The 22,428-nt window shown below is 64.5% G+C and carries 19 protein-coding genes; 8 read left to right on the top strand and 11 right to left on the bottom strand.

Annotated features, from left to right (window positions below):
- Nucleotides 1-26 precede the first annotated feature (26 nt).
- From VGN68_RS01750 to VGN68_RS01740, 3 genes are read right to left on the bottom strand one after another with little or no spacing between them, the layout of a single operon-like run.
- Entirely contained in the window at nt 27-1,403 is a 1,377-nt protein-coding gene (locus tag VGN68_RS01750; RefSeq protein WP_327473303.1) for a HAMP domain-containing sensor histidine kinase, read from the bottom strand.
- Nucleotides 1,400-2,320, bottom strand: a complete 921-nt coding sequence (locus VGN68_RS01745) for a hypothetical protein (RefSeq protein ID WP_327473301.1) — start codon at nt 2,318-2,320, stop codon at nt 1,400-1,402. Before VGN68_RS01745 ends, VGN68_RS01750 begins: the two co-directional genes overlap by 4 nt.
- 58 nt (nt 2,321-2,378) lie before the next feature.
- On the bottom strand, nt 2,379-3,593 hold the full coding sequence (locus VGN68_RS01740) for a hypothetical protein (RefSeq protein ID WP_327473298.1): 1,215 nt from the start codon (nt 3,591-3,593) through the stop codon (nt 2,379-2,381).
- A gap of 108 nt (nt 3,594-3,701) precedes the next feature.
- Between VGN68_RS01740 and VGN68_RS01735 the strand changes: the two genes are divergently transcribed.
- The 7 genes from VGN68_RS01735 (at nt 3,702) to VGN68_RS01705 (ending at nt 11,008) form a co-directional block, all read left to right on the top strand.
- Entirely contained in the window at nt 3,702-4,409 is a 708-nt protein-coding gene (locus tag VGN68_RS01735; RefSeq protein ID WP_327473296.1) for an SDR family NAD(P)-dependent oxidoreductase, read from the top strand.
- Between the two features lie 151 nt (nt 4,410-4,560).
- Nucleotides 4,561-7,230 (top strand): DNA gyrase subunit A, encoded by a 2,670-nt coding sequence (gene gyrA, locus VGN68_RS01730; protein ID WP_414712996.1) that lies wholly within the window; start codon nt 4,561-4,563, stop codon nt 7,228-7,230.
- A complete protein-coding gene (locus VGN68_RS01725; RefSeq protein ID WP_327473292.1) occupies nt 7,227-7,535 on the top strand; it encodes a DUF952 domain-containing protein in 309 nt (102 codons plus the stop codon). The genes gyrA and VGN68_RS01725 overlap by 4 nt, the downstream gene beginning before the upstream one ends.
- A 140-nt stretch (nt 7,536-7,675) precedes the next feature.
- Nucleotides 7,676-8,230 (top strand): dCTP deaminase, encoded by a 555-nt coding sequence (gene dcd / locus VGN68_RS01720; protein WP_056350559.1) that lies wholly within the window; start codon nt 7,676-7,678, stop codon nt 8,228-8,230.
- Between the two features lie 85 nt (nt 8,231-8,315).
- The gene (locus VGN68_RS01715; RefSeq protein ID WP_327473289.1) at nt 8,316-8,831 is read left to right on the top strand and encodes a DoxX family protein; all 516 of its coding nucleotides are present in this window, start codon (nt 8,316-8,318) and stop codon (nt 8,829-8,831) included.
- A 69-nt stretch (nt 8,832-8,900) separates the two neighbouring features.
- A complete protein-coding gene (locus VGN68_RS01710; protein WP_327473287.1) occupies nt 8,901-10,070 on the top strand; it encodes a saccharopine dehydrogenase family protein in 1,170 nt (389 codons plus the stop codon).
- 131 nt (nt 10,071-10,201) lie between these two features.
- Entirely contained in the window at nt 10,202-11,008 is an 807-nt protein-coding gene (locus VGN68_RS01705) for a thioesterase family protein (protein WP_327473285.1), read from the top strand.
- A gap of 36 nt (nt 11,009-11,044) precedes the next feature.
- Here VGN68_RS01705 and VGN68_RS01700 read toward each other — a convergent pair whose 3' ends face one another.
- The 8 genes from VGN68_RS01700 to VGN68_RS01665 form a co-directional block, all read right to left on the bottom strand.
- Nucleotides 11,045-12,412 (bottom strand): HAMP domain-containing sensor histidine kinase, encoded by a 1,368-nt coding sequence (locus VGN68_RS01700; RefSeq protein ID WP_327473283.1) that lies wholly within the window; start codon nt 12,410-12,412, stop codon nt 11,045-11,047.
- Nucleotides 12,409-13,143 carry a response regulator gene (locus VGN68_RS01695; RefSeq protein WP_327473281.1) on the bottom strand — a complete coding sequence of 245 codons (735 nt, stop codon included), beginning with the start codon at nt 13,141-13,143 and terminating at the stop codon, nt 12,409-12,411. The genes VGN68_RS01700 and VGN68_RS01695 overlap by 4 nt, the downstream gene beginning before the upstream one ends.
- A 135-nt stretch (nt 13,144-13,278) precedes the next feature.
- Entirely contained in the window at nt 13,279-13,884 is a 606-nt protein-coding gene (locus tag VGN68_RS01690; RefSeq protein WP_327473279.1) for a hypothetical protein, read from the bottom strand.
- 242 nt (nt 13,885-14,126) lie between these two features.
- Nucleotides 14,127-14,357 carry a hypothetical protein gene (locus VGN68_RS01685; RefSeq protein ID WP_327473277.1) on the bottom strand — a complete coding sequence of 77 codons (231 nt, stop codon included), beginning with the start codon at nt 14,355-14,357 and terminating at the stop codon, nt 14,127-14,129.
- A 440-nt stretch (nt 14,358-14,797) separates the two neighbouring features.
- Nucleotides 14,798-15,880 carry an LLM class flavin-dependent oxidoreductase gene (locus VGN68_RS01680; RefSeq protein WP_327473275.1) on the bottom strand — a complete coding sequence of 361 codons (1,083 nt, stop codon included), beginning with the start codon at nt 15,878-15,880 and terminating at the stop codon, nt 14,798-14,800.
- Nucleotides 15,877-16,782 carry an aldo/keto reductase gene (locus VGN68_RS01675; protein WP_327473274.1) on the bottom strand — a complete coding sequence of 302 codons (906 nt, stop codon included), beginning with the start codon at nt 16,780-16,782 and terminating at the stop codon, nt 15,877-15,879. The genes VGN68_RS01680 and VGN68_RS01675 overlap by 4 nt, the downstream gene beginning before the upstream one ends.
- 15 nt (nt 16,783-16,797) lie before the next feature.
- A complete protein-coding gene (locus VGN68_RS01670) occupies nt 16,798-17,811 on the bottom strand; it encodes a LacI family DNA-binding transcriptional regulator (RefSeq protein ID WP_327473273.1) in 1,014 nt (337 codons plus the stop codon).
- Nucleotides 17,808-19,832: an alpha-glucosidase gene (locus VGN68_RS01665; RefSeq protein ID WP_327473271.1), complete on the bottom strand. Its 2,025-nt coding sequence runs from the start codon at nt 19,830-19,832 to the stop codon at nt 17,808-17,810. The genes VGN68_RS01670 and VGN68_RS01665 overlap by 4 nt, the downstream gene beginning before the upstream one ends.
- Before the next feature lie 203 nt (nt 19,833-20,035).
- On the opposite strand from VGN68_RS01665, the gene VGN68_RS01660 reads away from it, so the two are divergent.
- The gene (locus tag VGN68_RS01660; RefSeq protein ID WP_327473269.1) at nt 20,036-22,348 is read left to right on the top strand and encodes a TonB-dependent receptor; all 2,313 of its coding nucleotides are present in this window, start codon (nt 20,036-20,038) and stop codon (nt 22,346-22,348) included.
- Nucleotides 22,349-22,428: the final 80 nt, after the last annotated feature.

Here is a 22,428-nt window from a genome sequence, read left to right as displayed (position 1 = left end):
CAAGCGCTTGACGCAAGAGCGAATTTTTACGTCACATCCCGCGCCGGCAGGCTCAGCGTAAACCGTGCCCCCTGCCCCGGCGCGCTATCGACCGTCAGATCGCCGTCCATCGCGCGCGCCAAACGCCGGGCGATGTACAGCCCCAACCCCGACCCGCCGCTGTCGGTACGCCCCAACCGCTCGAATTTCTCGAAAACGACCGCCTGTTGTTCGGCATCGATCCCCTGCCCCTGATCGGCGACGGTCACCGTCGCGCGGTCGCCGTCGCGGTTGACGCGGATCCAGATCAGCGAATTGTCGGGCGAATAGCGAATAGCATTGCCGAGCAGGTTGAGCAGCACCTGCAACACCCGGCGGAATTCGCCGGTTGCCGGCGCCTTGTCGTCGGTGCGCGGGGCGTCGATGCGGATGCCCTTTTCCTCAGCCTTCATGCCCAGCAGCCCGACGGCGCGGCGCGCCAGATCGCCGAGGTCGATTTCGTCGGCCGCCGCCTTGAACCCCGGCCGCTCGATATTCTGCAGATCGGCCAGATCATCGACCAGCCCCAGCAGATGCCGTCCCGCGTGGGCGATATCGCCCGCATAGCGCGCATAATCGGCGCGGATCGGGCCGTCGAACTGGCCCGAGATCGTCTCGGCGGTCGCAATGATGCGGCTGAGCGGACCGCGCAGCGCCCCGTCGATGCGCCGACCGAATTGCGGATCGGAAAGCGGCAGCGACCCGAACGCCGGATCGACCGCCATCGCGGCGGGCACCGGATCGGCAGCGTCCTCGGCGACGACGGCCCCTCCGCGAAACCCGGTAAATCCACCGACCGCGTCGAACAGCGCTTCACCCGACAGCGTCATCGCCAGCCTTCCGGCCGGCGCGTCGGCCTGCACATGCTGGCCGTCGAAGCGCGATTGCCGCGCTAGCGCGCGCAGCACCGGAAAGCGGCCATCGCCGTCGGGTTGCAGCTCGAACAATTCCGACAGCGAGCGCCCTTCCCAATCCGTGGGAACCGGCGGTGCATCGGGTGCGGCGCGGAGCGCCACCACCCGCAATTGCTGGTCGCACTCCCAAGTCCAGCCGTGCGGTACGACGACATTGTCGCCGATCGCCGGGATCTGCGGCTGCACCACTGGCCGCGTACGCCAGTCGCTGATTTCCAGGCTGGCGCCATCGGCGTCGGGGATGATCCGCACCAGCGCGTGAATATCGCTATGATCGTCGGCGGCGTGCAAAGGTCGGCTGATGTCACGGTGCAGGCGCTGCGCCAGCGCCACCAGCCGCGCCAGGTGCGGCAGCGCCAACGGTTTTCCCAGCCCCGCCCCCGCGCGCTGTTGCAGCCGCAGCAACGGCGCATCGGCGCTGACCAGCGCGCCCGACCGGTCGATCCGGCCGCGGACGATCCGCTCGCTCATCGCTCACCGTGCTCCGGCGCCAGCATGTCGCCAAAATCGCGCGCGCCGTCATCGGTCACCGCGCGCGACGGCAGCATCGCCAGCGACGCTTCGAGCGGCGCGAGCGCGGTGCGATCGAGGTGGAGCGGCGCAAGCACCGACGGCAGCGCCGCCATCTCGGCGGTCAGCAGCGCCAGCGCCATATCGCTATAGCTGCGGCCGAGCGCCGCGGCGGCGAGCGCGATCAGCGTTGGCCAGTCGTGCCGCGCGATCGCCTGTCCAGCAGCATCGGGCAAACCCGCACCCAAAATCTTGTAATAAGCCGCGCCTGCATCGGCCATGCCGCGCTCGGCGGTGTGACGCTCGGTGGCAACCCGCACCGCGTCACCCAATTGGGCGGCGCGGGCCTGATACTGGCTGACCTCGGCCAAGCGCCAGGCCGCGACGTCGCGCAGCAACCCGCGAAACACCTCGCCGTCAAGATCGGCAATCGCCAGCGCCGGATGGCCCAGCGCGTCGAAACGACGGCGATCGGCGATCTGCAACGCCAGATAGGCACGGTTGACGTCGGACAACGGCGCGCCCACGGCCGCCTCACTGCTCGCCTCACCGGTATCGGCCAGGATCGGCGGCGGCGGCGTGCGCTGCGCCGATTGTTCGCGCCAGCGATGCTCCTCGGCGCGCGCGAAGCAGATTGGCGCCAGCCGCTCGGCGCCCGGCACCCCCTTGCGCAGCCATTCATGCCACAATCCATCGGTGTCGATCGCCGGGTCCAGCCACGCCGCGACATCGGCGACCAGACGCCGCGCGATCCCCAGCGACAAGGCGCGCTGCTCCTCGGTCAGCCGCCCGGCGGCGGGCGCCGACAGATAATCCGCGAGTTCGCGCAGGCGCGCGGACAGCGGATCGATGCCGGACGAGGAGACGGAGTCAGTCATGCACGATCGCGGATAGCAGGATGGCGTTAATACGCGCTAAACCTTGAAGCGCTTTGTTTTAAGGCGCTTCCGGGCGCCGCGCCAACCGCAGCCAGAGCAAAATCTGGAGCAGCGCGAGCAGCGGCAGGATCGCAAACATCAGCGAGGCGAAACCGAACAGCAATGCGGGGGCCAGCATGATCCACGCCTGATCGGCATCGGGGAGCAGCCAGTGGAAGCGCCGCCGCTCACCCGAATCCTCGTACAGCGATCGGGCGAGCAGGATCGTCGCGGCGAGGCACGGCGCCAGCGCGGCCTCGGAAAACGGGGGCATTTCATGCCCCGGCCCGGCCAGTGAGACAATCCATGGGAAAACCGCGAGCAAGACCCAGGCAAAGGTCCGAATGACGTCGCGCACCCGGTCCTGCGCCGCGCTTTCGGCGCGGAACGCCGACAGAAAGCGCATCGCGGTCAGCCCCAGTCCGCCGAGGATTGCGACCAGCCCTCCCGCTGCTGCCAACCCGCTCGCCGCCAGCCCCGCCACCGCCAGCCAGAGGAAGGCGGTCAGATAGGGAAGATAGCGCGCCGTCGTTGGCGACCTGACCAGCAACGGCCCGACAAGCCGGATCAGCGGCATCATGATCGCCGACCGCCCGAACCCCATGCCGCCATATTCCACTTGTTGCAGGCTCGATTGCTCGATCAGCGCCGCGGTCGGGCGGTCGGTGACGATCGCGATCTCGCCCTGCTCGAACAGTGCCGGTTCGCAATAAAGCCGCCGCGCGCCCGATTGCACCGCCAGCCGCAGCAGCGTCAGCATCATGTCCCATTCGCCCGGCATTGCGGCGAGTTCGGCGACCATCGGCTGGGAGATGCTTGCCAGCCCGCCCCAGCGCCGCGTTGCATCGATCCGCTCGAACCCCTGCGTCAGCGGCGTGTCGCCGGTCACGAGGATCGCGGGCGCCCCCGGCTTGGCGATCGCGGCATAATGCGTGCCCCCTGCGCGCAGGCCGTCGGCAACCAGGATGATGCGGTCATCCTCCTGCACCAGCCCCATCAGATCGGTCGCGACGCGGACCGGAGTCACTTTCACGCCGCGGCGGCGGATGCGGTCGCACGTCGCCAGCAGGTCGGCCGGTACCGCCGCGACCGCAACCGCGATATGCGTCACCCCGACGTCGGCCAGCCGCGCCGCCTGCCGCTCGATCAGCGTCTCACCCGCCACCGTGACAAGCGCGCGCAGCCCGCCGTCGGGCAAGATTTCGCTGGCGCCGATCAGCGCAATCAGAGCCATCGGCGGGCGCGATGATATTGAGGAACCACGGCTCACCGTCATATGGCGCCGAACCGGTTTGGCAAGCATCGCTTGTCGCCCTGCATCAGCGCATGATAGGCCGCGCCGGTGACAGAGCATGGATCGGCAGTCATTATCGGGGCTTCGGGCGGCATCGGCGCCGCGCTCGTGAACGCTTTGCAGGCGGACGGACGCCATGACGTCATCCACCGTTTCGCCCGCTCTTTCCCGGCGCCGCACCGCGTTGACATCACCGACGAAGCCTCGGTTGCCGCCGCCGCCGCGCTCGTCCGTGACAGCGGCCCGCCGCCACGGCTGGTGATTGTCGCCACCGGCCTCCTCCACGCCGAGGGGCAGCAGCCCGAACGAAAGCTCGCCGACATCGACCCCGCGTGGATGGCGCGTAATTTTGCGGTCAACACGATCGGCCCCGCATTGATCGCCAAATATTTCCTGCCCCTGCTGCCGCGCCGCGAGCGTACCGTCTTTGCCATGCTGTCGGCGCGCGTCGGCAGCATCGGCGATAATCGCAGCGGCGGTTGGTACAGCTATCGCGCCTCGAAAGCCGCGCTCAGCCAGCTCGTGCGCGGCTTCGCGATTGCCGAGGCACGGCGCAATCCCGACGCGGTCGTCGTCGCGCTGCATCCCGGCACCGTCGACACCGAACTGTCGGCGCCGTTCCAACGCGGCGTGCCGCCCGAAAAGCTGACCAGCGCGCCCGTCGCCGCCGCGAATCTGCTGCGCACCCTGGGCGCACTGACACCCGCCGAAACTGGGCGGATTTTCGCGTGGGACGGCAGCGAAATCATTCCCTGAAAACCGACCGAATCGCTGGCATTTCCCGCCGCCGTCGGCTAGGTAAAAACCACCTCCCGAAAAGCAGAAAAAAGGCCGGGTCTTGACCGAAAAAAATACGCCGACGCCGCCGTCCGAAGACGGCATTTCGCCGATCAACATCGTCGACGAAATGAAGACAAGCTACCTCGACTACGCGATGAGCGTGATCGTCAGCCGCGCGCTGCCCGACGTGCGCGACGGGCTGAAGCCGGTCCACCGGCGCATCCTCTATTCGGCGTTTGAAAGCGGCTATGTCGCGGGCCGCCCCTATCGCAAATCGGCGCGTATCGTCGGTGACGTCATGGGTAAATATCACCCGCACGGCGACAGCTCGATCTACGACGCGCTCGCGCGCATGACGCAGGACTGGTCGATGAGCGTTCCGCTCGTCGATGGTCAGGGCAATTTCGGGTCGATGGACCCCGATCCGCCGGCGGCCATGCGCTACACCGAATCGCGCCTTGCCAAGGTCGCGAACACGCTGCTCGGCGATCTCGACAAGGATACCGTCGATTTCCAGCCCAACTATGACGGCTCCGAATCCGAACCCACCGTCCTGCCCGCGCGCTATCCGAATCTGCTCGTCAACGGCGCAGGCGGCATCGCGGTCGGCATGGCAACCAACATCCCGCCGCACAACCTCGGCGAAGTGATCAACGCGACGCTGGCGACGATCGACAATCCCGAAATCACCCTCGACGAGCTGATGGCGATCATCCCCGGTCCTGATTTCCCGACCGGCGCGCTGATGTTGGGTCAGGGCGGGGCGCGCAATGCCTATGCCACCGGCCGCGGCTCGGTGATGATGCGCGCGACGCATATCATCGAGGAAGGCAGGAACGACCGCCAATCGATTGTTTTGACGTCGATTCCATTTCAGGTCGGCAAGTCGGGCCTCGTCGAGAAGATCGCCGAAGCGGCGCGCGACAAGCGCATCGAGGGCGTTTCCGACATCCGCGACGAATCGAACCGCGAAGGCGTCCGCGTCGTCATCGAGTTGAAGCGCGACGCAACCGCCGAGGTCGTGCTCAACCAACTGTGGCGCCACACCCCGGCGCAGTCGAGCTTCCCCGCCAACATGCTCGCGATCCGCGGCGGCCGCCCCGAAATGATGGGGCTCAAGACGATCCTGTCGGCGTTCATCGACTTCCGCGAGGAAGTGATCACCCGCCGCTGCAAGTTCGAGCTGAACAAGGCGCGCGACCGCGCGCATATCTTGCTCGGGTTGGTCGTTGCGGTCAGCAATCTTGACGAAGTCGTCCGCATCATCCGCGGTTCGTCCAGCCCTGCGGCGGCGCGCGACGCGTTGCTGACGCGCGAATGGCCGATCGGCGACATCGCCCCGTACATCCGCCTCGTCGAAGCGATCGACGGCGAGCTCGACGCCAGTTCGAGCTATCGCCTGTCCGAAGTGCAGGTGAAGGCGATCCTTGACCTCCGCCTCCACCGCCTGACCGCGCTGGGCCGCGACGAAATCGGCAAGGAACTCAAGGAACTGGCGGACGAAATTGAGGAGCTTCTGAGCATCCTCGCCAACCGCGACAAGCTGATCGCTGTCATGCGCGACGAGCTGATCGCGGTGCGCGACGAATTCGCCAAGCCGCGCCGCACCCAGCTCGCCCCCGCCGCCGACGGCATCGACGACGAAGACCTGATCGAACGCGAAGAGATGGTCGTGACCGTCACCATGGACGGCTATATCAAGCGCACCACCCTCGACAGCTTCCGCGCCCAGCGCCGCGGCGGCAAGGGCCGCGCCGGCATGGCGACGAAGGACGAGGATGTCGTCACCGAAATGTTCGTCACCTCGACGCACACCCCGGTGCTATTCTTCTCGACCCTCGGCAAAGTGTACCGCATGAAAGTGTGGCGCCTGCCCGAAGGCGGCCCTGCGACGCGCGGCCGGCCGATGGTCAACCTGCTGCCGCTGGGCAAGGACGAAACGATCTCGACCGTCCTCCCCCTGCCCGAGGACGAGACCGAGTGGGGCAAGCTCCACGTCATGTTCGCCACCGCCAAGGGCAGTGTGCGCCGCAACAGCATGGACGCCTTCACCAACGTTCCGTCGAACGGCAAGATCGCGATGAAGTTCGAGGGCGAGGATGAGGATGACCGGCTGATCGGCGTCGCGCTACTCGACGAAAGCGACGATGTTCTGCTCGCAACGCGCCAAGGCAAGGCGATCCGCTTTGCCGGCGACGATGTCCGCGAATTCCAGAGCCGCAATTCGACTGGGGTGCGCGGCATGCGCCTCGCCGCGGGCGACGAAGTCATCTCGCTGTCGATCCTCCACCGCGTCGGTACGACCGGTGACGAACGCGAAGCCTATCTGCGCGCCGCACCGTGGAAGGACAATGAGAACGAACCGACGCTGCCCGCCGACCGCATGGCCGAGCTGGCTGCGCGCGAGCAGTTCATCCTGACCGTCTGCGCCAACGGCTATGGCAAGCTGTCGTCGGCCTATGAATATCGCCGCACCGGCCGCGGCGGTCAGGGGATCACCAACATCGACAATATCGCGCGCAACGGCCTCGTCGTCGCCAGCTTCCCCGCGACCAAGGCGCATCAGCTGATGCTCGTCACTGACCAGGCAAAGCTGATCCGCATGGGGCTCGATTCGATGCGCGTCATCGGCCGCGGCTCAGCAGGCGTGCGCCTGTTCGACGTATCGAACAACGAACATGTCGTGTCCGCGGCGCTGATCGAAGAAAGCGACGAGGAAGAGGTCGAAGGCATCGATACCGAAGCCGAAGCCGAAACCGAAACCCCCGAAACTGCGCCCGACGGCCCCGCCGAATGACTGCGACCACCGCCTTCAAGATACTGACCCAGCAGCAATGGGCCGATTTCGAACGCGAGCGCGTCTTTCGCGGTGCCCCGGTCGATATTGCCGACGGCTATATCCACCTGTCGACCGCCGAGCAGCTTGAGGGGACAATCGCCAAGCATTTCGCCGGGCAAACCGACCTGATGATCGCCGAGGTAGACCTGATCTGCCTCGGCGACGCGATCCGCTGGGAAGAAGCGCGCGGCGGCGAGCTGTTCCCGCATCTTTATGCGGAATTGCCGATCACCGCGGTGATCGGGTTGCAAAGGCGCGACTGAAATGATGTCGCCTTAGCAAGGCGGCCACTTTTGGCGTACGGGCACCACACTTGGCCGCGGCGGCAAGCATATCATTGGGATATTCATGCCACCGCCGACTGACCGCTTGCGCAATTGCGCCGCGCTCGACAAACAGCGGCATGGCCATTCTTTCCGATCGCTGGATTCGCGAAGCCGCCCAGACGCAGGGCATGATCGAACCCTTTGTCGAGGCGCAGCGCCGCGACGGGTGTATCAGTTACGGCCTGTCCTCATACGGCTATGACGCGCGCGTCGCGCCCGAGTTCAAGATCTTCACCAACGTCGATTCAACGATTGTTGATCCCAAGGATTTTGATCCGAAGAATTTCGTCGATCGCGAAACCGATGTCTGCATCATACCGCCGAACAGCTTTGCGCTGGCCCGCACCGTCGAGTATTTCCGCATCCCGCGCGACGTGCTGGTCATCTGCCTCGGTAAATCGACCTACGCGCGTTGCGGCATCATTGTGAATGTGACCCCGCTCGAACCCGGCTGGGAAGGCCATGTGACGCTGGAGTTTTCGAACACCACCCCGCTGCCTGCCAAGATTTACGCCAATGAGGGCGCGTGCCAGTTCCTGTTCCTGCAGGGCAATGAGCCATGCGAGATCAGCTATGCCGACCGAGCGGGCAAATATATGGGGCAAAAGGGCGTGACGCTGCCCAAGCTCTGACGGTTCGACCGAAAAACGGAACCTCCTCCCGCGCCGCGCGTCGTGAAAGCACAAGCGGCGGGGGCATCGTTTGGAGGACCGACGCATGTCCATGATCGCTGTCTTTATCGGGCGTCTATTTATCTCGCTGATTTTCATCGTGTCGGGGATCAACAAGCTGATCCACGTCAACGACACCAACGCCATGATCACCGCCGCGGGGCTGCCCGCTGGCCTTGCCATTCCCACCGGGCTGTTCGAACTGATCGCGGGTGTCTGTATCGCGCTTGGTATCGCGGTTCGTTTGTGGTCGATACTGCTCGCGGGCTTTGTCCTGGCGACGATCCTGTTCTTTCACCGCGAATTCACCGATCCGATGCAGACGATGGCGGCGATGAAGAATCTCGCGATTGCGGGCGGGCTGCTGAGCCTGTTCGGCTATGGGCATACCCGTTGGAGCTACGATGCGCTGCGCCAGCGTCGCCGCGACGAACTCGCCGCCCGTGACGCGAAAATCCGCGCCACCGAAGCCGAAGTCCGCGCGGCACGCGCCGAGGGCCGCGCCGAAGCGGCGGTGGGCGAGACGGTCGTGGTCCAAAAGCGGCCCTTCTGGCGCCGCTGACGCTTCGCACTTGGCATCGGCCTTTTGCTGCGCTAGCCTCCCTTTACGTTTACGTAAGGGGAGGCTTCCATGGCCAGCCGGGAATTTGACATCATCGTCTATGGCGCGACCGGGTTCACCGGTCGGCTCGTCGCCGAATATCTGACGCAGCATTATGCGGGCCGCAATGATGCGCCGAAATGGGCGATGGCGGGACGCAGCGCGGCCAAGCTCGCGGAAGTGCGCGACCTGATCGGTGCGCCCAAGGACACCCCGCTGGTCGTCGCCGACGCCAGCGATCCCGCCACCCTCGACGCCATGGCCGCGCGGACGACGGTCATCCTGACCACCGTTGGACCCTATCAACTCTACGGTAACGAGCTGGTCGCCGCCTGCGTGAAGGCGGGGACCGCCTATGCCGACCTGTGCGGCGAACCCGGCTGGATGCGCGAGATGATCGATGCGCACGAAGCCGCGGCCAAAGCCTCTGGCGCGCGCATCACCTTCAGCTGCGGCTTCGATTCGATCCCCTTCGACCTCGGCGTCCTTTTCCTGCAAGCCGAGGCGGTGAAGCGCCACGGCAAGCCCGCGCCGCGCGTGAAGGGCCGCGTCCGCAAAATGGCGGGCGGCGCATCGGGTGGCACCATCGCCAGCCTGACCGAGACGCTGAAGGCGGTTGCCAAAAAGCCCTCGCTCGCGCTGCTGCTCAAATCCAGCTTCGCCCTGACCCCCGGTTTCGAAGGACCGTCGCAGCCGACCGGGCTGTTCCCAGAATATGACAGCGCCACCGGCACCTGGACCGCGCCCTTCGTCATGGCGCCGATCAACACCAAAAATGTCCACCGTACCAACTTCCTGCTCGGCCACGCCTGGGGTGCCGATCTGGTGTATGACGAGATGGTGATGACCACGATTGGCGACGCCGGAAAAGCGATGGCCGAAGCGATGGCGAAGGCCAATCCGTTTGGCGAATCGAAGCTCAAGCCCGGTGAAGGCCCCAGCAAGGAAGAACGCGAGAACGGCTTTTACGACATCCTCTTCATCGGCGAATATCCCGACGGCACGACAGTCCGCGCCAGCGTGCAGGGCGACCGCGACCCGGGCTATGGCTCGACGTCCAAGATGCTGGCGGAAACCGGCATCGCCTTGCTCACCAACAAAGGCAAAGGTGGGGTGTGGACTCCGGGCGCGCTGCTCGGCGACGCGCTGATCGCCCGGCTGACCGAGCACGCCGGACTGACTTTCCAGATCGAGGGATAACCCCTCCTCCGTTCGTGCTGAGCTTGTCGAAGCACTGTTCTTCCCTTCTCCCCCGGAAGAAAAAAGAACGGCCCTTCGACAAGCTCAGGGCGAACGGTTTTGTTGGATCGAATGAAGAGAACAAAACCCAAATGACCGCTCAAACCTCTCCCAGCGCGCTCGACGCGCTGCTTTCGACGCTACGCACCGAAGAGGGCGTAGCCAAGGCGCATATCGACGATGGCTGGATGCAGGGCCGCACCGCTTATGGCGGGATCAGCTCGGCGGTCGCGCTCGCGGGCACTATGGCGCTCCATCCGACCGACACGCCGCTACGTTATGCCCAGATCAGCTTTGTCGGTCCCGTCGGCGGAGATTGCACCGTGACCACGCGCGTGCTGCGCCAGTCGAAATCCTCGCTGTTCGTCGATGCCGGGGTGTCCAGCGACGCGGGTTTTGGCACCGCGGCGGTGTTCGCCTTTTCGCCCGACCGCAAAAGCCATCTCGACCATAACCGGCTGACGATGCCCGACTGCCCGGCGCCAGAGACGCTCGAACCCGTGCCCGACCATCATGCGCGGCCATCGTTCGTGCGCCATTTCGACATGCGCCCGACCACCGGCCCGCGCTTCGCGTGGAAAAGCGAGGTCGGCGAATATCTGACCTGGGTGCGCTTTGTCGAGGAACCCGCCTGCCACCCCGCTGTCGCGCTGCTCGCGATGGGCGATGCGCTGCCCCCCGCCGCGATGGCGTTGTTCAGTGAATTCGGGCCGATCAGCTCGATGAACTGGACGGTCAACATGCTAACCAGCGATCCGAAAACCGACGACGGCTGGTGGCTGCTATCGGCAAAGACCGGCTTTGCCCGCCATGGGCTGTCGGTGCAGGACATGATGCTGTGGAACCGCGCCGGTGAACCCGTGCTGAGCGGCAGTCAGGCGATCGCGATTTACGCGTAACCCACCTGTCGCCCCCGCGAAGGCGGGGGCGACGAACTACGCCGTCGGCAACGCCACCACCGCATACAGCCCGCCGCCGTCGCGATTGCGCAGCGTTAACGTCCCGCCCTCGCCCTCGGCAATGTCGCGCGCGATCGACAGCCCCAGCCCCGACCCGCCGGTCGCCCGGTTGCGCGATTGCTCCCCGCGCGCGAAGGGTTCGATCAGCGTCCGGATCTGCTCATCGGTCAGACCGGGTCCGTCATCCGACACGATTATCCGCACCTCGCCCGGCGCGCGTTCGACCGACAGCCGCGCGCGCTGGCCATAGGTCGCAGCATTATCGATCAGGTTGCGCAGTGCGCGGCGCAGCAGCAACGGGCGCGCCATCACCGCGGCATCGACAGCGGCAGCAACCGTCACGTCCTTCCCGCGCTCGCGATAATCCGCGGCGAGTTCCTCCACCAGCCCGCGCAAAGCCACCGGCTCGCGCCCCTCGGTCCCCGCCCCCGATCGCGCCAGCGCCAATATGTCGGTCAGCATCGCCGCCATTTCCTCGATCGACGCGATCATCTTGTCGCGCAGTGCATCGTCTTCGACCTGCTCGACGCGTACTCGCAGGCTGGCGAGCGGCGTACGCAGATCGTGGCCGACGGCACCCAACATCCGGTCCTTGTCCGACAACATCGTCGCGATCCTGCCGCGATAGGCATTGAAGGCGATGATCAGGTCGCGAACATCCGACGGCCCCTCTTCCTCCAGCGGCGTGGCGTCGCGGAGCGCAGGATTGGACCGCGCCGCACGGGTCAGGTCGCGCAGCGGCGCCGCAGCGCGCCAGGCGATGACCATGATCGGTATGAGCAACAACAGGTACAGCGACAGCGTCTGCCAGACGAGAAAGCCCTGCAACCGGTTGCCGCCCGTCGGGATCCGGCTCCGCACCGCAAAGTAGCGGCCGTCGATCTGCGCCGCGACGATCACGGTTCGACCGGGGAAGTTCGCCCGCAGCCGTGGCCGCTGCGGCAGCGCCCAGGCATCGACTGATTGCGCCGATACATCGGCCTCATTGAGAAGGTCGGCGACATAATCGGCAAGTTCAGGCATACGCACCGCCCCGGTGGGAACCGGGACCGGCGTGTCCGAAATCACCAGCTTCTGCGCGCGCTCGCGCTCTTGCGGCTCATCCCGGCGATCAGGCGAACCGGCGCGCGCTTCGCGCGGGTCGCCCCGGAAATCGCCGCGCCGGTCGCGATCGACCGCATCGATAATCCGCGCCACCGCCATGCCCCCGCCATGCGCCAACGTCTGCTGTTTCTGCCCGCGTACAAGCAGGGCAAAATTTACCGCCTGCGCGACGAACAGCATCACCGCCACCGCAAACACAAGCTGCCCGATCAGGCTGCGCGGCCACAGGCGCAGTTTCACGCCGCCGGTCCCATGCGTTTGACTTCGCAAGCCAGCGTATAACCGCCGCCCCACACCGTCTTGACGATCTGCGGATGCGCGGCATCGACCTCGATCTTCTTGCGCAGGCGGCTGACCAGATTGTCGATCGCGCGGTCAAAAATCTCCGCCTCACGCCCGCGCACCAGATCGAGCAGCCGGTCGCGGCTCATCACCTGCCGAGGATGTCGCACCAGCGCGTGGAGCAGATGATATTCGCCCGACGACAGCGCGACCTCATTACCCTGGCTATCGACCAGCACCCGCTCGACCTCGCGCAGCACCCAATCGGCAAAGGCATAGCTGGTGCCGCCCGGATCGAGTGCACGGCCACCCTGCTGCGTCAGGCGCAACACGGTACGGATGCGCGCCACCAGTTCGCGGGGGTTGAAGGGTTTAACGACATAATCGTCGGCGCCGATCTCCAATCCGATGATCCGTTCGGTATCCTCGGCGCGTGCGGTCAGCAGGATGACGGGAATACTGCTGGCCTCACGCAAATGGCGGGTTAGCGACAGGCCATCCTCGCCAGGCATCATGATGTCACTGACGACCAGATCGACCGATTGCGCACGCAGAACCGACCGGGCCTCTGCAGCGCTCGCCGCGGCGGTCACCGCAAAGCCCTGCGCGGTCAGATATTCGGACAGCGGCTCGCGGATCGACGGTTCGTCGTCGATCAGCAGGATGCGCGGGTTATTGCTGTCGGTCATTGTCGATCCGATAAAGAAGCTAGTTCGCCCACCGGTCGGGGGACCGATGGGCGATAGCTGGCAGGGACCTGCAGCAAAGGCAATGCCGGGAGGGGGAAGAAAGCCTGCCCGTCGCCGCTGATCCCTGCCAAATGCTTAGCTGGCCGGAGTAGCCGGTGCCGCACGCTTCGCGCGCCATTCGCCGCGCTGGGCCTTGCGTTCCTCGGCGGTCACCTGACCGTCTTTGTTGGCATCGGACGCATCGAAGCGCGCGAGTGCTGCAGTCTGGAACTCGGCCTGGCTGATTGCCTTGTCACCGTTGGTGTCGGCCTTGCCCATCATGCCGCCGTGCATGGCATGTCGCACACCGCGTTTTCCGTGACCGCGCATGCCGGGACGCTTGCCTTCACCGGCCTCACCAGCCTCGGCACGCTTGGCAACGCGCTCCGCACGCTTGGCGGCACGTTCAGCGCCCTGATTGTTCCACTCGGCCTGGCTGATGCTGCCGTTGCCGTCCGTATCAAGGGCTGTAAACTTTTTGGCCTGCATCTCGACGCGCTTCGCGGTACGGTCGGCGGCGTCGATCCTGCCGTCCTTGTTGAAGTCCATCTTGTCGAACCGTTGGGCGGCATGCGCCTGCGCTTCGGCGCGGGTCAACGTGCCGTTGCCGTCGGTATCGGCTTTGGCGCCGCCAGGAGCGGCAAGGACAGGAACGGCAATCAAAGCGGCGCCCAAAGCGAAAAGCGAGATTTTTTTGGTCATGGTACGAACTCCTTCGTGGAATGATCCCGGGAAAGCCCGGATCCCGATGAAGCTGTTTTAGGAACCATTTGTCCCAACCGCTTGCCGAATCGGCGCAAAAGTGTCGCAAATTGTCGCAGATGTCGGTCGCTGTTCATCTTGCCGCAAAACAGACCCCGGCGTGACCTCGCCACGATCTTCACGCGGTTCGGGAGCGCATGTCACTCGACACACGCTCCCGTAAACATTCGCTGAGCGCGGGCTCAAGGGCTGACCGGCGAATCTTCATCGTCTTCTGAAATCAGGACGATCGCGGTAATACCGGCAAGAAGGCCGACGAGTCCGATAATCCATCCCGAATTACCCGCAAGTTCGCTCTCGCCGCTGATCGCCGAGCCGGCGCGCGCTACGCCGGCGGCGGATGTTGCCGAAGCCGCGACCGGCGCGAGCACCGCGGACGATGCCGCCAGAGCGATCACGATTCTTTTTGCCATGCGCATGTCATTCTCCATCAATTCAACAGGATGTCGGAACCCCATCAACGATCCGGAGGCACCGGATGATCCGGCGCATCAAGGCATTCATCGCATAAATCGGACGGGTTGGCGGCGCCGCCGCCTGACGAAGGGTACGAATATCGGTTATCGGTTTGCTATTGGAGCCCAGTGCGCGTCCACGCAGTCAAGGCGACTGCCGCTCACCGCCTTTGCCGACGCTGGCGATCCTGCTTGTCGATCGCGTGCTGTCTCGCCTTCCGGGCTATACTGGCGGCGCTCGTTGATCGCTCGAGATGAAGTTGGGCCACTAACGCCTCAGCCCTCGCGGCGTGCTGGCTGGTCCGGACGCTCGTCCTTCCGCTGCTGTCGCCCATCATCATCAACCGAGCAATTCCGGTCGGCGAGGTCGCTGATCCCCTGCACGACATGACGCACAATCAGTCCAATGACAGCGGGCCATGGTCCAGTCGAGGCAACACATGCCGTGCGAAAAGATCGCATTCGGCGGCGTGCGGGTAGCCAGAGAGGATGAAGGCGTCGATCCCCTCGGCCTGATAAGCGCGCAGCTTCGCAAGAACCTGATCCGGATCGCCGACGATCGCCGCACCGCAGCCTGACCGTGCGCGGCCGATGCCTGTCCACAGATTATCCTCGACAAATCCGTCGTCCCCCGCCGAGGCGCGCAGCTCGGTCTGACGCGCGACCCCAGCGGTTGCGGTGTCGAGCGATTTCTGGCGGATTGCCTCGCCTACCCCGGCATCGAGTTTGGACAGCAGGCGAGCCGCATAAGCACGGGCCTCGGCCTCGGTTTCGCGCACGATGACATGGGCGCGATAACCGAACTTGAGCTTGCGGCCCTTGGCCGCCGCCCTCGCCGTTAGATCGCCGACGACGTCGCGCACCTTGTCCATCGTGTCGGGCCACATCAGATACACATCCGCAGCCTCGGCCGCGGCCTCGCGCGCGGCGGGGCTGAGGCCGCCGAAATAGAGCGGCGGGCATTGGCCCGAGACTGTCGTCATGCGCGGCGGGTCAAGCTCCAGATCATAGAATTCGCCATGATGCGACAGATGTTGGCCAGACAGCATCGTCTTGAGGATTTTCATCACCTCTACCGTTCGCGCATAGCGAGGTTCGCTGTCGAGCGACTGGCCTGGCAGGTCCGAAGAGATGATGTTGACGGTGAGGCGTCCACCCAGGATGCGGTCGAGTGTCGCGATCCGTCGCGCCAGTTGCGGCGGCCAGTCCTCGCCGATCCGCACCGCCATCAGCAGGCGCATCCGGTCGAGGAAAGGCGCGATGGCAGCGGCGAACACTGTGGTGTCCAGGCCCAGCTGATAACCCGACGGCAGCAAGATATTGTCGAAACCGCCTTTTTCGGCGGTCAGCACGATATTGCGGCAATGCTCCCAGCTGGATTGCAGCATCGGATCGGGCTGGCCCAGAAATTCATAGTCGTCGTCGCACAGCGCCGAAAACCAGCTTACCTCGCACGGACGATGCGCTTCACCCTCGGTCATGGCAGTTTCTCCCCGCGCGCCGCGACAAACACTTCATACCAACTGGTTCGCGTCCAGCGAACCGCAAAGGCGTCGGCCGCCTCGGCGATCCGCGCGACATTCTGCGTCCCGACGATCGGGATCGGCCGCGCCGGATGCGCCATCAGCCAGCTATACGCCGCCGCCGTGCGGCCAACGCCATGCGCCGCGGCGACGGCATCGAGCGCCGCGACGACCGCACGCTCGCGCTCGTCCGTCGGATCGGCCAGCCGACCGCCGCCCAGCGGCGACCAGGCGAGCACCGCCATGTCCATCTGCATCGCTTGGTCCAGTTCACCATTTTCAAACGGCGCGATGCGGAGCGGAGACAGTTCGGGCTGGGTGCTGGCCAGCGGAACGTCGAGAAAATGCTGGAGCGCGGCGATTTGCGTCGGGGTGCAGTTCGACACGCCGACGGCGCGGATTTTGCCGGCGGCCAGCGCCTTTTGCACCGCACCCGCGACCTCCTGCGGGTGAGTCAGAATGTCGGGGCGGTGGATCTGCCACAGGTCGATGACATCAGTCCGCAACCGCTGAAGCGACGCATCGATCGCCTGCGCCAGATAGGCCGCGCTGCTGTCATAGGGTAGCGGCGGCATGATACCGCCCTTGCTGGCCAGCACCATGCGTCCGCGCAGGCCGGGATCGGCGGCGAACAGTTCGCCGAGCAGGCTCTCTGCATCGCCAAAGCCGTCGCTGCCGTCAAAGCCGTAGATGTCCGCGGTATCGAACAGCGTGATCCCGATATCGAGCGCTGCATCGACCAGTTGACGCGCCGTGTCGGCGGGTCCGGCAAAGCGCCACATCCCCCACGCGAGGGACGATATGGTGATTCCGCTTTGGCCCAAAGCGCGGGTGGTGGGAATGGCGGGGAGGTCGCTCATATGCCGATCAATTCCTTATTGTGTCGCGGGGTCGCGTGCGAGCACCGAATCGCGCTCGACGAGATCATGTTGCAGGCGTCGATGGACAAGATTCTGTCCGGTGAGCAGCAGGTCGGTTGCGGTGTGCGCCAGATCAAACACCGGCTGCCGGATCGTGGTCAGCGCGGGCCAGACCATTCGCGCCAGCATCGTGTCGTCGAACCCCGCCACCGACAGGTCTCTTGGCAGATCGAAACCGGCACGGTGCGCCGCGGCCAGCACCCCGGCCGCCATATCGTCGTTGGCGGCAAAGATCGCGGTCGGCCGGTGCGGCATCGACAGGAACTGCTGGCAAGCAGCATAGCCGCTGGCGAAATCGAACAGGCCGTCAGCGATCAACTGCGGTTCGAACGGCAGACCGGCGCGGTCAAGCGCGCGGCGATAACCGAACAGGCGCTCGTCGGACGCCATATGGTTGGGGTGCCCCTTGATGAATCCGATGCGGCGATGGCCCAGATTGATCAGGTGAGTGGTCATGTCATCGGCAGCTTGCGCGTCGTCCATGAACACGGACGATGTCATCGAATGATTGGTGCCCGGCGAAATGCGAACAAAGGGTACGCCAAGTTGTTCCAGCGTCCGCAGCACCGGGTCGCAATCGGTGACCGGCGACGACAGAATGATGCCGTCGACATGGGTATCGCTGACCAGCCCGCGCACCTGCTCACCCACATCCGGATCGTCAACCTCGACGGGCTGGCCGAGCAGGCGAATGCCGTCCTGATGGCAGCGCGCCCAGCATCCGGATTGGATCTGGTTGATATAATAAGGACTGTGATTGTCATAGATCAACGCGATCTGTGCCGATTTGGTCCCGGCCAGGATGCGCGCCGCGACGCTGGGCCGAAACTCCAGATCGCGGATCGCGGCTTCGACCTTTTCGCGGGTATCCTGGCTGACATAGGGATGATCGTTAAGGACCCGGCTGACGGTTTTGACTGAAACCCCGGCGCGTGCCGACACGTCGCGAATGTTGCTGCGCTGGCTCATCCAACAAGCTCCCCCCGGTGCATCGACAAGGCCCGGAACAGCGGGGCAAAAGCGCTGTCTGCTCGGTAAAATACCGGCGGTGCGCCAAAAGGCGCCGACACCCTGCACCGTCCGGCCGCCATCATATTGCCGGTCCACACATGCACCCATTCGTCGTCCGCGGGGATCAGCACCTCGCGGTCGAGGCTGCCTTCGTGAATGATCGGCGCCACCAGCAAATCACCCCCCAGCAGATACTGATCTTCGCATGCGTAGCACGCTTCGGTCGGATAATGCAGGAACAATGGCCGTTGCAAAGGCAGCCCGCGCTCGGCCGCATCGTCGCACAGCGATCGCAAATAAGGCGCAAGCGCCGCGTGGACGCGCGTCATCGCTGCGAAATGATGCAGGATGTCGGGAGTGCTGTCGATTTGCAGATTGTCGTCGGGGCGGTTGCCCTCATGCGTTCGCATCACTGGCGAAAATGCGCCAAGTTCAGCCCAGCGCTTGAGCAAGTCGGCCGTGCGGACAAGCCCGTGGAGCGAGGTGTAACCGCCGACATCGCTATGGCTATAGGCGTTGCCGACCAGCCCCGCCGACAGCGCTGCGGTGATCACTGTACCGATGCCGTCGTGGCGCGAAAAATCGACGCATTGGTCGCCCGCCCACAGCAATGGGCAATGCGCCTGCACACCGCTATGCCCGGCGCGCATGAAGAACAGCGCGTCGCCGGTCATGCCTTTCGCCGCGATCGCCCGCGCATTCACCTCGGCCCACAGCACCGGCCAGCGGTTATGCGCCAGCATCGGATCGCTGCCATCGTGAAGCCGCAGGTCGGTCGGCAGATATTCGCCGAAATCGGCCATCCAGCCTGCGATGCCGATGTCCAGCATTTCGCGCCCGATCACGCGGTCGGCGAACCAGGCGGCGGCGGCAGGATTGGTAAAATCAACGATTCCGCAATCGAACTCGCCGAAATCGACGATATAGGGTTCGTCGCTGTCGAGCCGCAGCGCCAGAAACCCCAGCTCGCGCGCTTCGGTAAACATGCCGCCGTCTATCGCAAGATATGGGTTCACATAGCCCAGAAACCGGATGCCATCGGCGCGCAGCCGAGCGATATGGCCCGGCAGATCGGGATAGCGCGCCGCGCTCCAACGCCAGTCCCAGAACAGGCGGCGGCCAAAGCTGGTTTCACGAATGCCGACCCAATCCTCGCACCAAAGTCCGGACACGACCGCTCCCGCCTCCCGGATTTTGTGCAATCGGTCGAAGCTCGCCATCCCCTGCTTCAGCCCTACAATCGCGCCGCCGATGGCCCAATCGGGCAATTTCGGTTGCCGCCCAAAGCGGCTCGACAAGGCTTCCACCAACGTCGGCAGATCATCGGCAAAGGTGAATTCGATGCGCCCGCACCCCTCCCACCACGCGATCCGGTTCGCCGCCGGATCGCTGAAGTCGAGTACCGCATAGGCCGTGCTGGTCAGATGACAGGCATAGTGGTGCGACGACAGAAAGGTCGGTTGCGGATAATTGGTTGTCCAATAATCGCCGCCCGCCATGCCTTCGCGGTCCATGATCTGCGTCAGTTCGCGGTCCTTGTCGCGCCCCACGCCGGGCTCGCTGGTCCAGATCGGAAAGCGACGACCGTTCAGGCGCAGATAGCTCATCTGCTCGCCGCCGCCCCAGACATGCTCGTGCGGCTGCGCCACCAGTTCGACGGCCAGGCGATTGCAATCCCCGATATGGCTTTCCACATTCAGCGCAAAGCCGCCATCGAGTGGCACAAGGGAGAGCGTCAATGCGGATGGCGCACCCGGATGGCTCCGCATTTCGACCCGATCGGGCATAACATCCATGATCGGCAAAGGCGCCAGATCACGGCGGCGATCCTCCATCCGGAAATTGCCGCGGATCATCACGACATCGGGGTCGCCGACGGCGGCGGTAATGGCCGGGCTCGCGCCGCGGTGGCGCAGCAGCGTCAGCGCACCCGCCACCAGGTCGAAACCGTCATCCTGTGCTCGAAACTCCGCGTTCACGGTCGCTTCCCATCCCCCATCACCATGTTGCCATCGCGCCACAGGTCCCGAGCAAAAGGCCGTATCGCGTCAATAGGACGGCCATTGTCTATATGACACCGCTTGACATATCAATCGCCATATTTCATTTCAGCAGCGGTTAAAGGCCAACAGGCCGCCGCCCGCGACTTTTGCCGGGGCGCCGACATTGGGAGGGATAAGAGATGAATCGCAAGTCCGCAATTACGACCCGCGCGCGCACAATCTGCCTCGCCGGCTCGGCGTCGCTGCTCGCTATCGGGGTTGCCACCCCCGCCGCGGCGCAAGTCGAAGAAATCATCGTAACCGCACAGAAAGTCGAAGAAAATGTGCAGGATGTACCGATTTCGATTACCGCGGTCACCGGCGATCGGTTGATCCAGAGCGGCACCACCAGCCTCGAAAATATCGGCGACCTTGTCCCCTCCGTCACCTTCCGTAAGGGGACGACCAGCGCCAATAGCGCCATCATCATGCGCGGCGTTGGCACCATCACCTTCTCGGTCGCTGCCGAACCAAGTGTGTCCACCGTTGTCGATGGCGTCGTGCTGAGTCGATCGGGCCAGGCCTTCAGCGATTTGCTCGACATCGACCGGATCGAAGTGCTGCGCGGCCCGCAGGGGACCTTGTTTGGTAAAAACGCTTCGGCAGGCCTGGTCAACATCGTGTCGAAAGGCGGCACCGAAACGCTCGAAGCCGATCTGCGCGGCGAATATTATGAAGGCAGCGAATATCGGGTCAAAGCGTCGGTATCAGGTCCGCTCGCGCCCGACCTGTCCGCGCGGGTCACCGGTTTTTACGGCAGCTACGACGGCAATATCCGCAACGTCTTTTACGACACCGACGTCAATGGCTACGAACATTATGGCGCGCGCGGCATCCTCGATTACGACGGCGACGGCGCGCGCATCCGCCTCATCGCCGACTATTTCCGGGCCAATGACGATTGCTGCGCCGACGTCACCGGGGTCAGCCGCGGCGCCGTCCTTGACGCCGAATTGGGCTTTCCAGTCGCGCTGGGTACCGACCAACGCACCGTCAATCACAATCTGATCACGCGCACCCGCGACAAGCAATGGAGCCTGACCGGCAACCTTGATCTCGACGTCCCCGGCGAGCATGTGCTGAGCGTCATCCTCGGCTATCGCAACTGGCAGAACACCGAAATTCGCGAGGGCGATTTCCTGCCCCGCGCGATCGTCGGGACGAACGAGCTGCACGACAACGGCTTTGTCAAAACTGACCAGATGTCGGCGGAAATCCGCCTGTCATCGGATCAGGCGATGCCGTTTTTCTATCAGGTCGGCACCTTCATCTGGCATTCGAACAACCAGCAGGATTTCACCCGCCGCGACATCGTGTGCGCGTCGTCCACGCTGCCGCTCGCGGCCAGCGGTGCGCGGCCTTGCAACCTGAATGATCCGGTCAATACGACCTATCCCACCGCAACGTCGTTCAGCGACGTCAACAGCAACAATTTCGCGGTTTTTGGCCAGGCGACCTATCGCCTGACCGACCAGCTCAGCCTGACCGGTGGCCTCCGCTGGACGCGCGACACGCTGAGCTACACCCACACCCGCGCCCCGGGCATCAACGCCGCGACCGGCCTGCCGCTCGCCGGTCCCGGCGTTTCGGGCAGTCCTGCTGGCGGGACGATCGCTGGCGGTGGCACCGGCCTCAACACCTCCAGCGGCAGCACCCAGAACAACAATATCTCGGGCAAGGCCTCGATCCAGTTCGAGCCGACCGATGACCTGTTGTTCTATGGCAGCTTCACCCGCGGCTACAAAGGCCCGGCATTCAACATATTCTTCAACTACACCGCGCCGACCAACGCCGTGCCGATCGACGAAGAATCGTCCGACGCTTATGAAGTGGGGATGAAATCGCAGTTCTGGGATCGCCGTATCCAGTTCAATGCGGCGCTGTTTCAGGCAACCTATGACGGGTTCCAGGCGAACAATTTCGTCCTCCTGAACGGTCAGATCATCACCAACCTGACCAACGCCGGAACGGTGCGAACCAAAGGGTTCGAAGTCGATACGATCATCGCCCCCTTCGATGGCCTGACCCTGCGTGGCAGCGTCGCCTATGCCGATGCCAAGGTTCGCCGCTTCAATCCCAATCCGCTGACCAACGCGCCGGACGCGCGCGACGGAACCCGATTGCCGCTTGCCCCGAAATGGAGCTGGAACGTCGGCGCCGATTATGAAACGCCCATCGGCAGCGCGCTGAAGTTCTTTGCTGGAACCAGCTACAGCTATACCGGCAAGCAGTTCTCCGATCTTGGGGAGGGCGGTCCGCTGGACAGCTATGGCATCTGGAACGCCAGTGTCGGCTTCAGCGACGCCGAAGACCTGTACCGTCTGACCTTCCATGCCCGCAACATCGGCGACAAGAGCTATGCCTTGCTCAATGTCGGCAACGGCCAGCGCTATCAGATCCCGCGCGACGCAGACCGCTATTTCGGCGTCACCCTGAGCGCCAAGATCCGCTAAGCTCACGCTGGATCGGCTAACAAAAAAGGGGGCTGCGGCCGAAAGCCGCAGCCCCCTTTTTTGTGTGCGATGGCCAAGCC

The organism is Sphingopyxis sp. (assembly GCF_035998965.1).
In the GTDB taxonomy this organism is placed as follows: domain Bacteria; phylum Pseudomonadota; class Alphaproteobacteria; order Sphingomonadales; family Sphingomonadaceae; genus Sphingopyxis.
The sequence above is the reverse complement of the archived record's forward strand: the minus strand, read 5'-3'. Positions and strand labels throughout refer to the sequence as shown.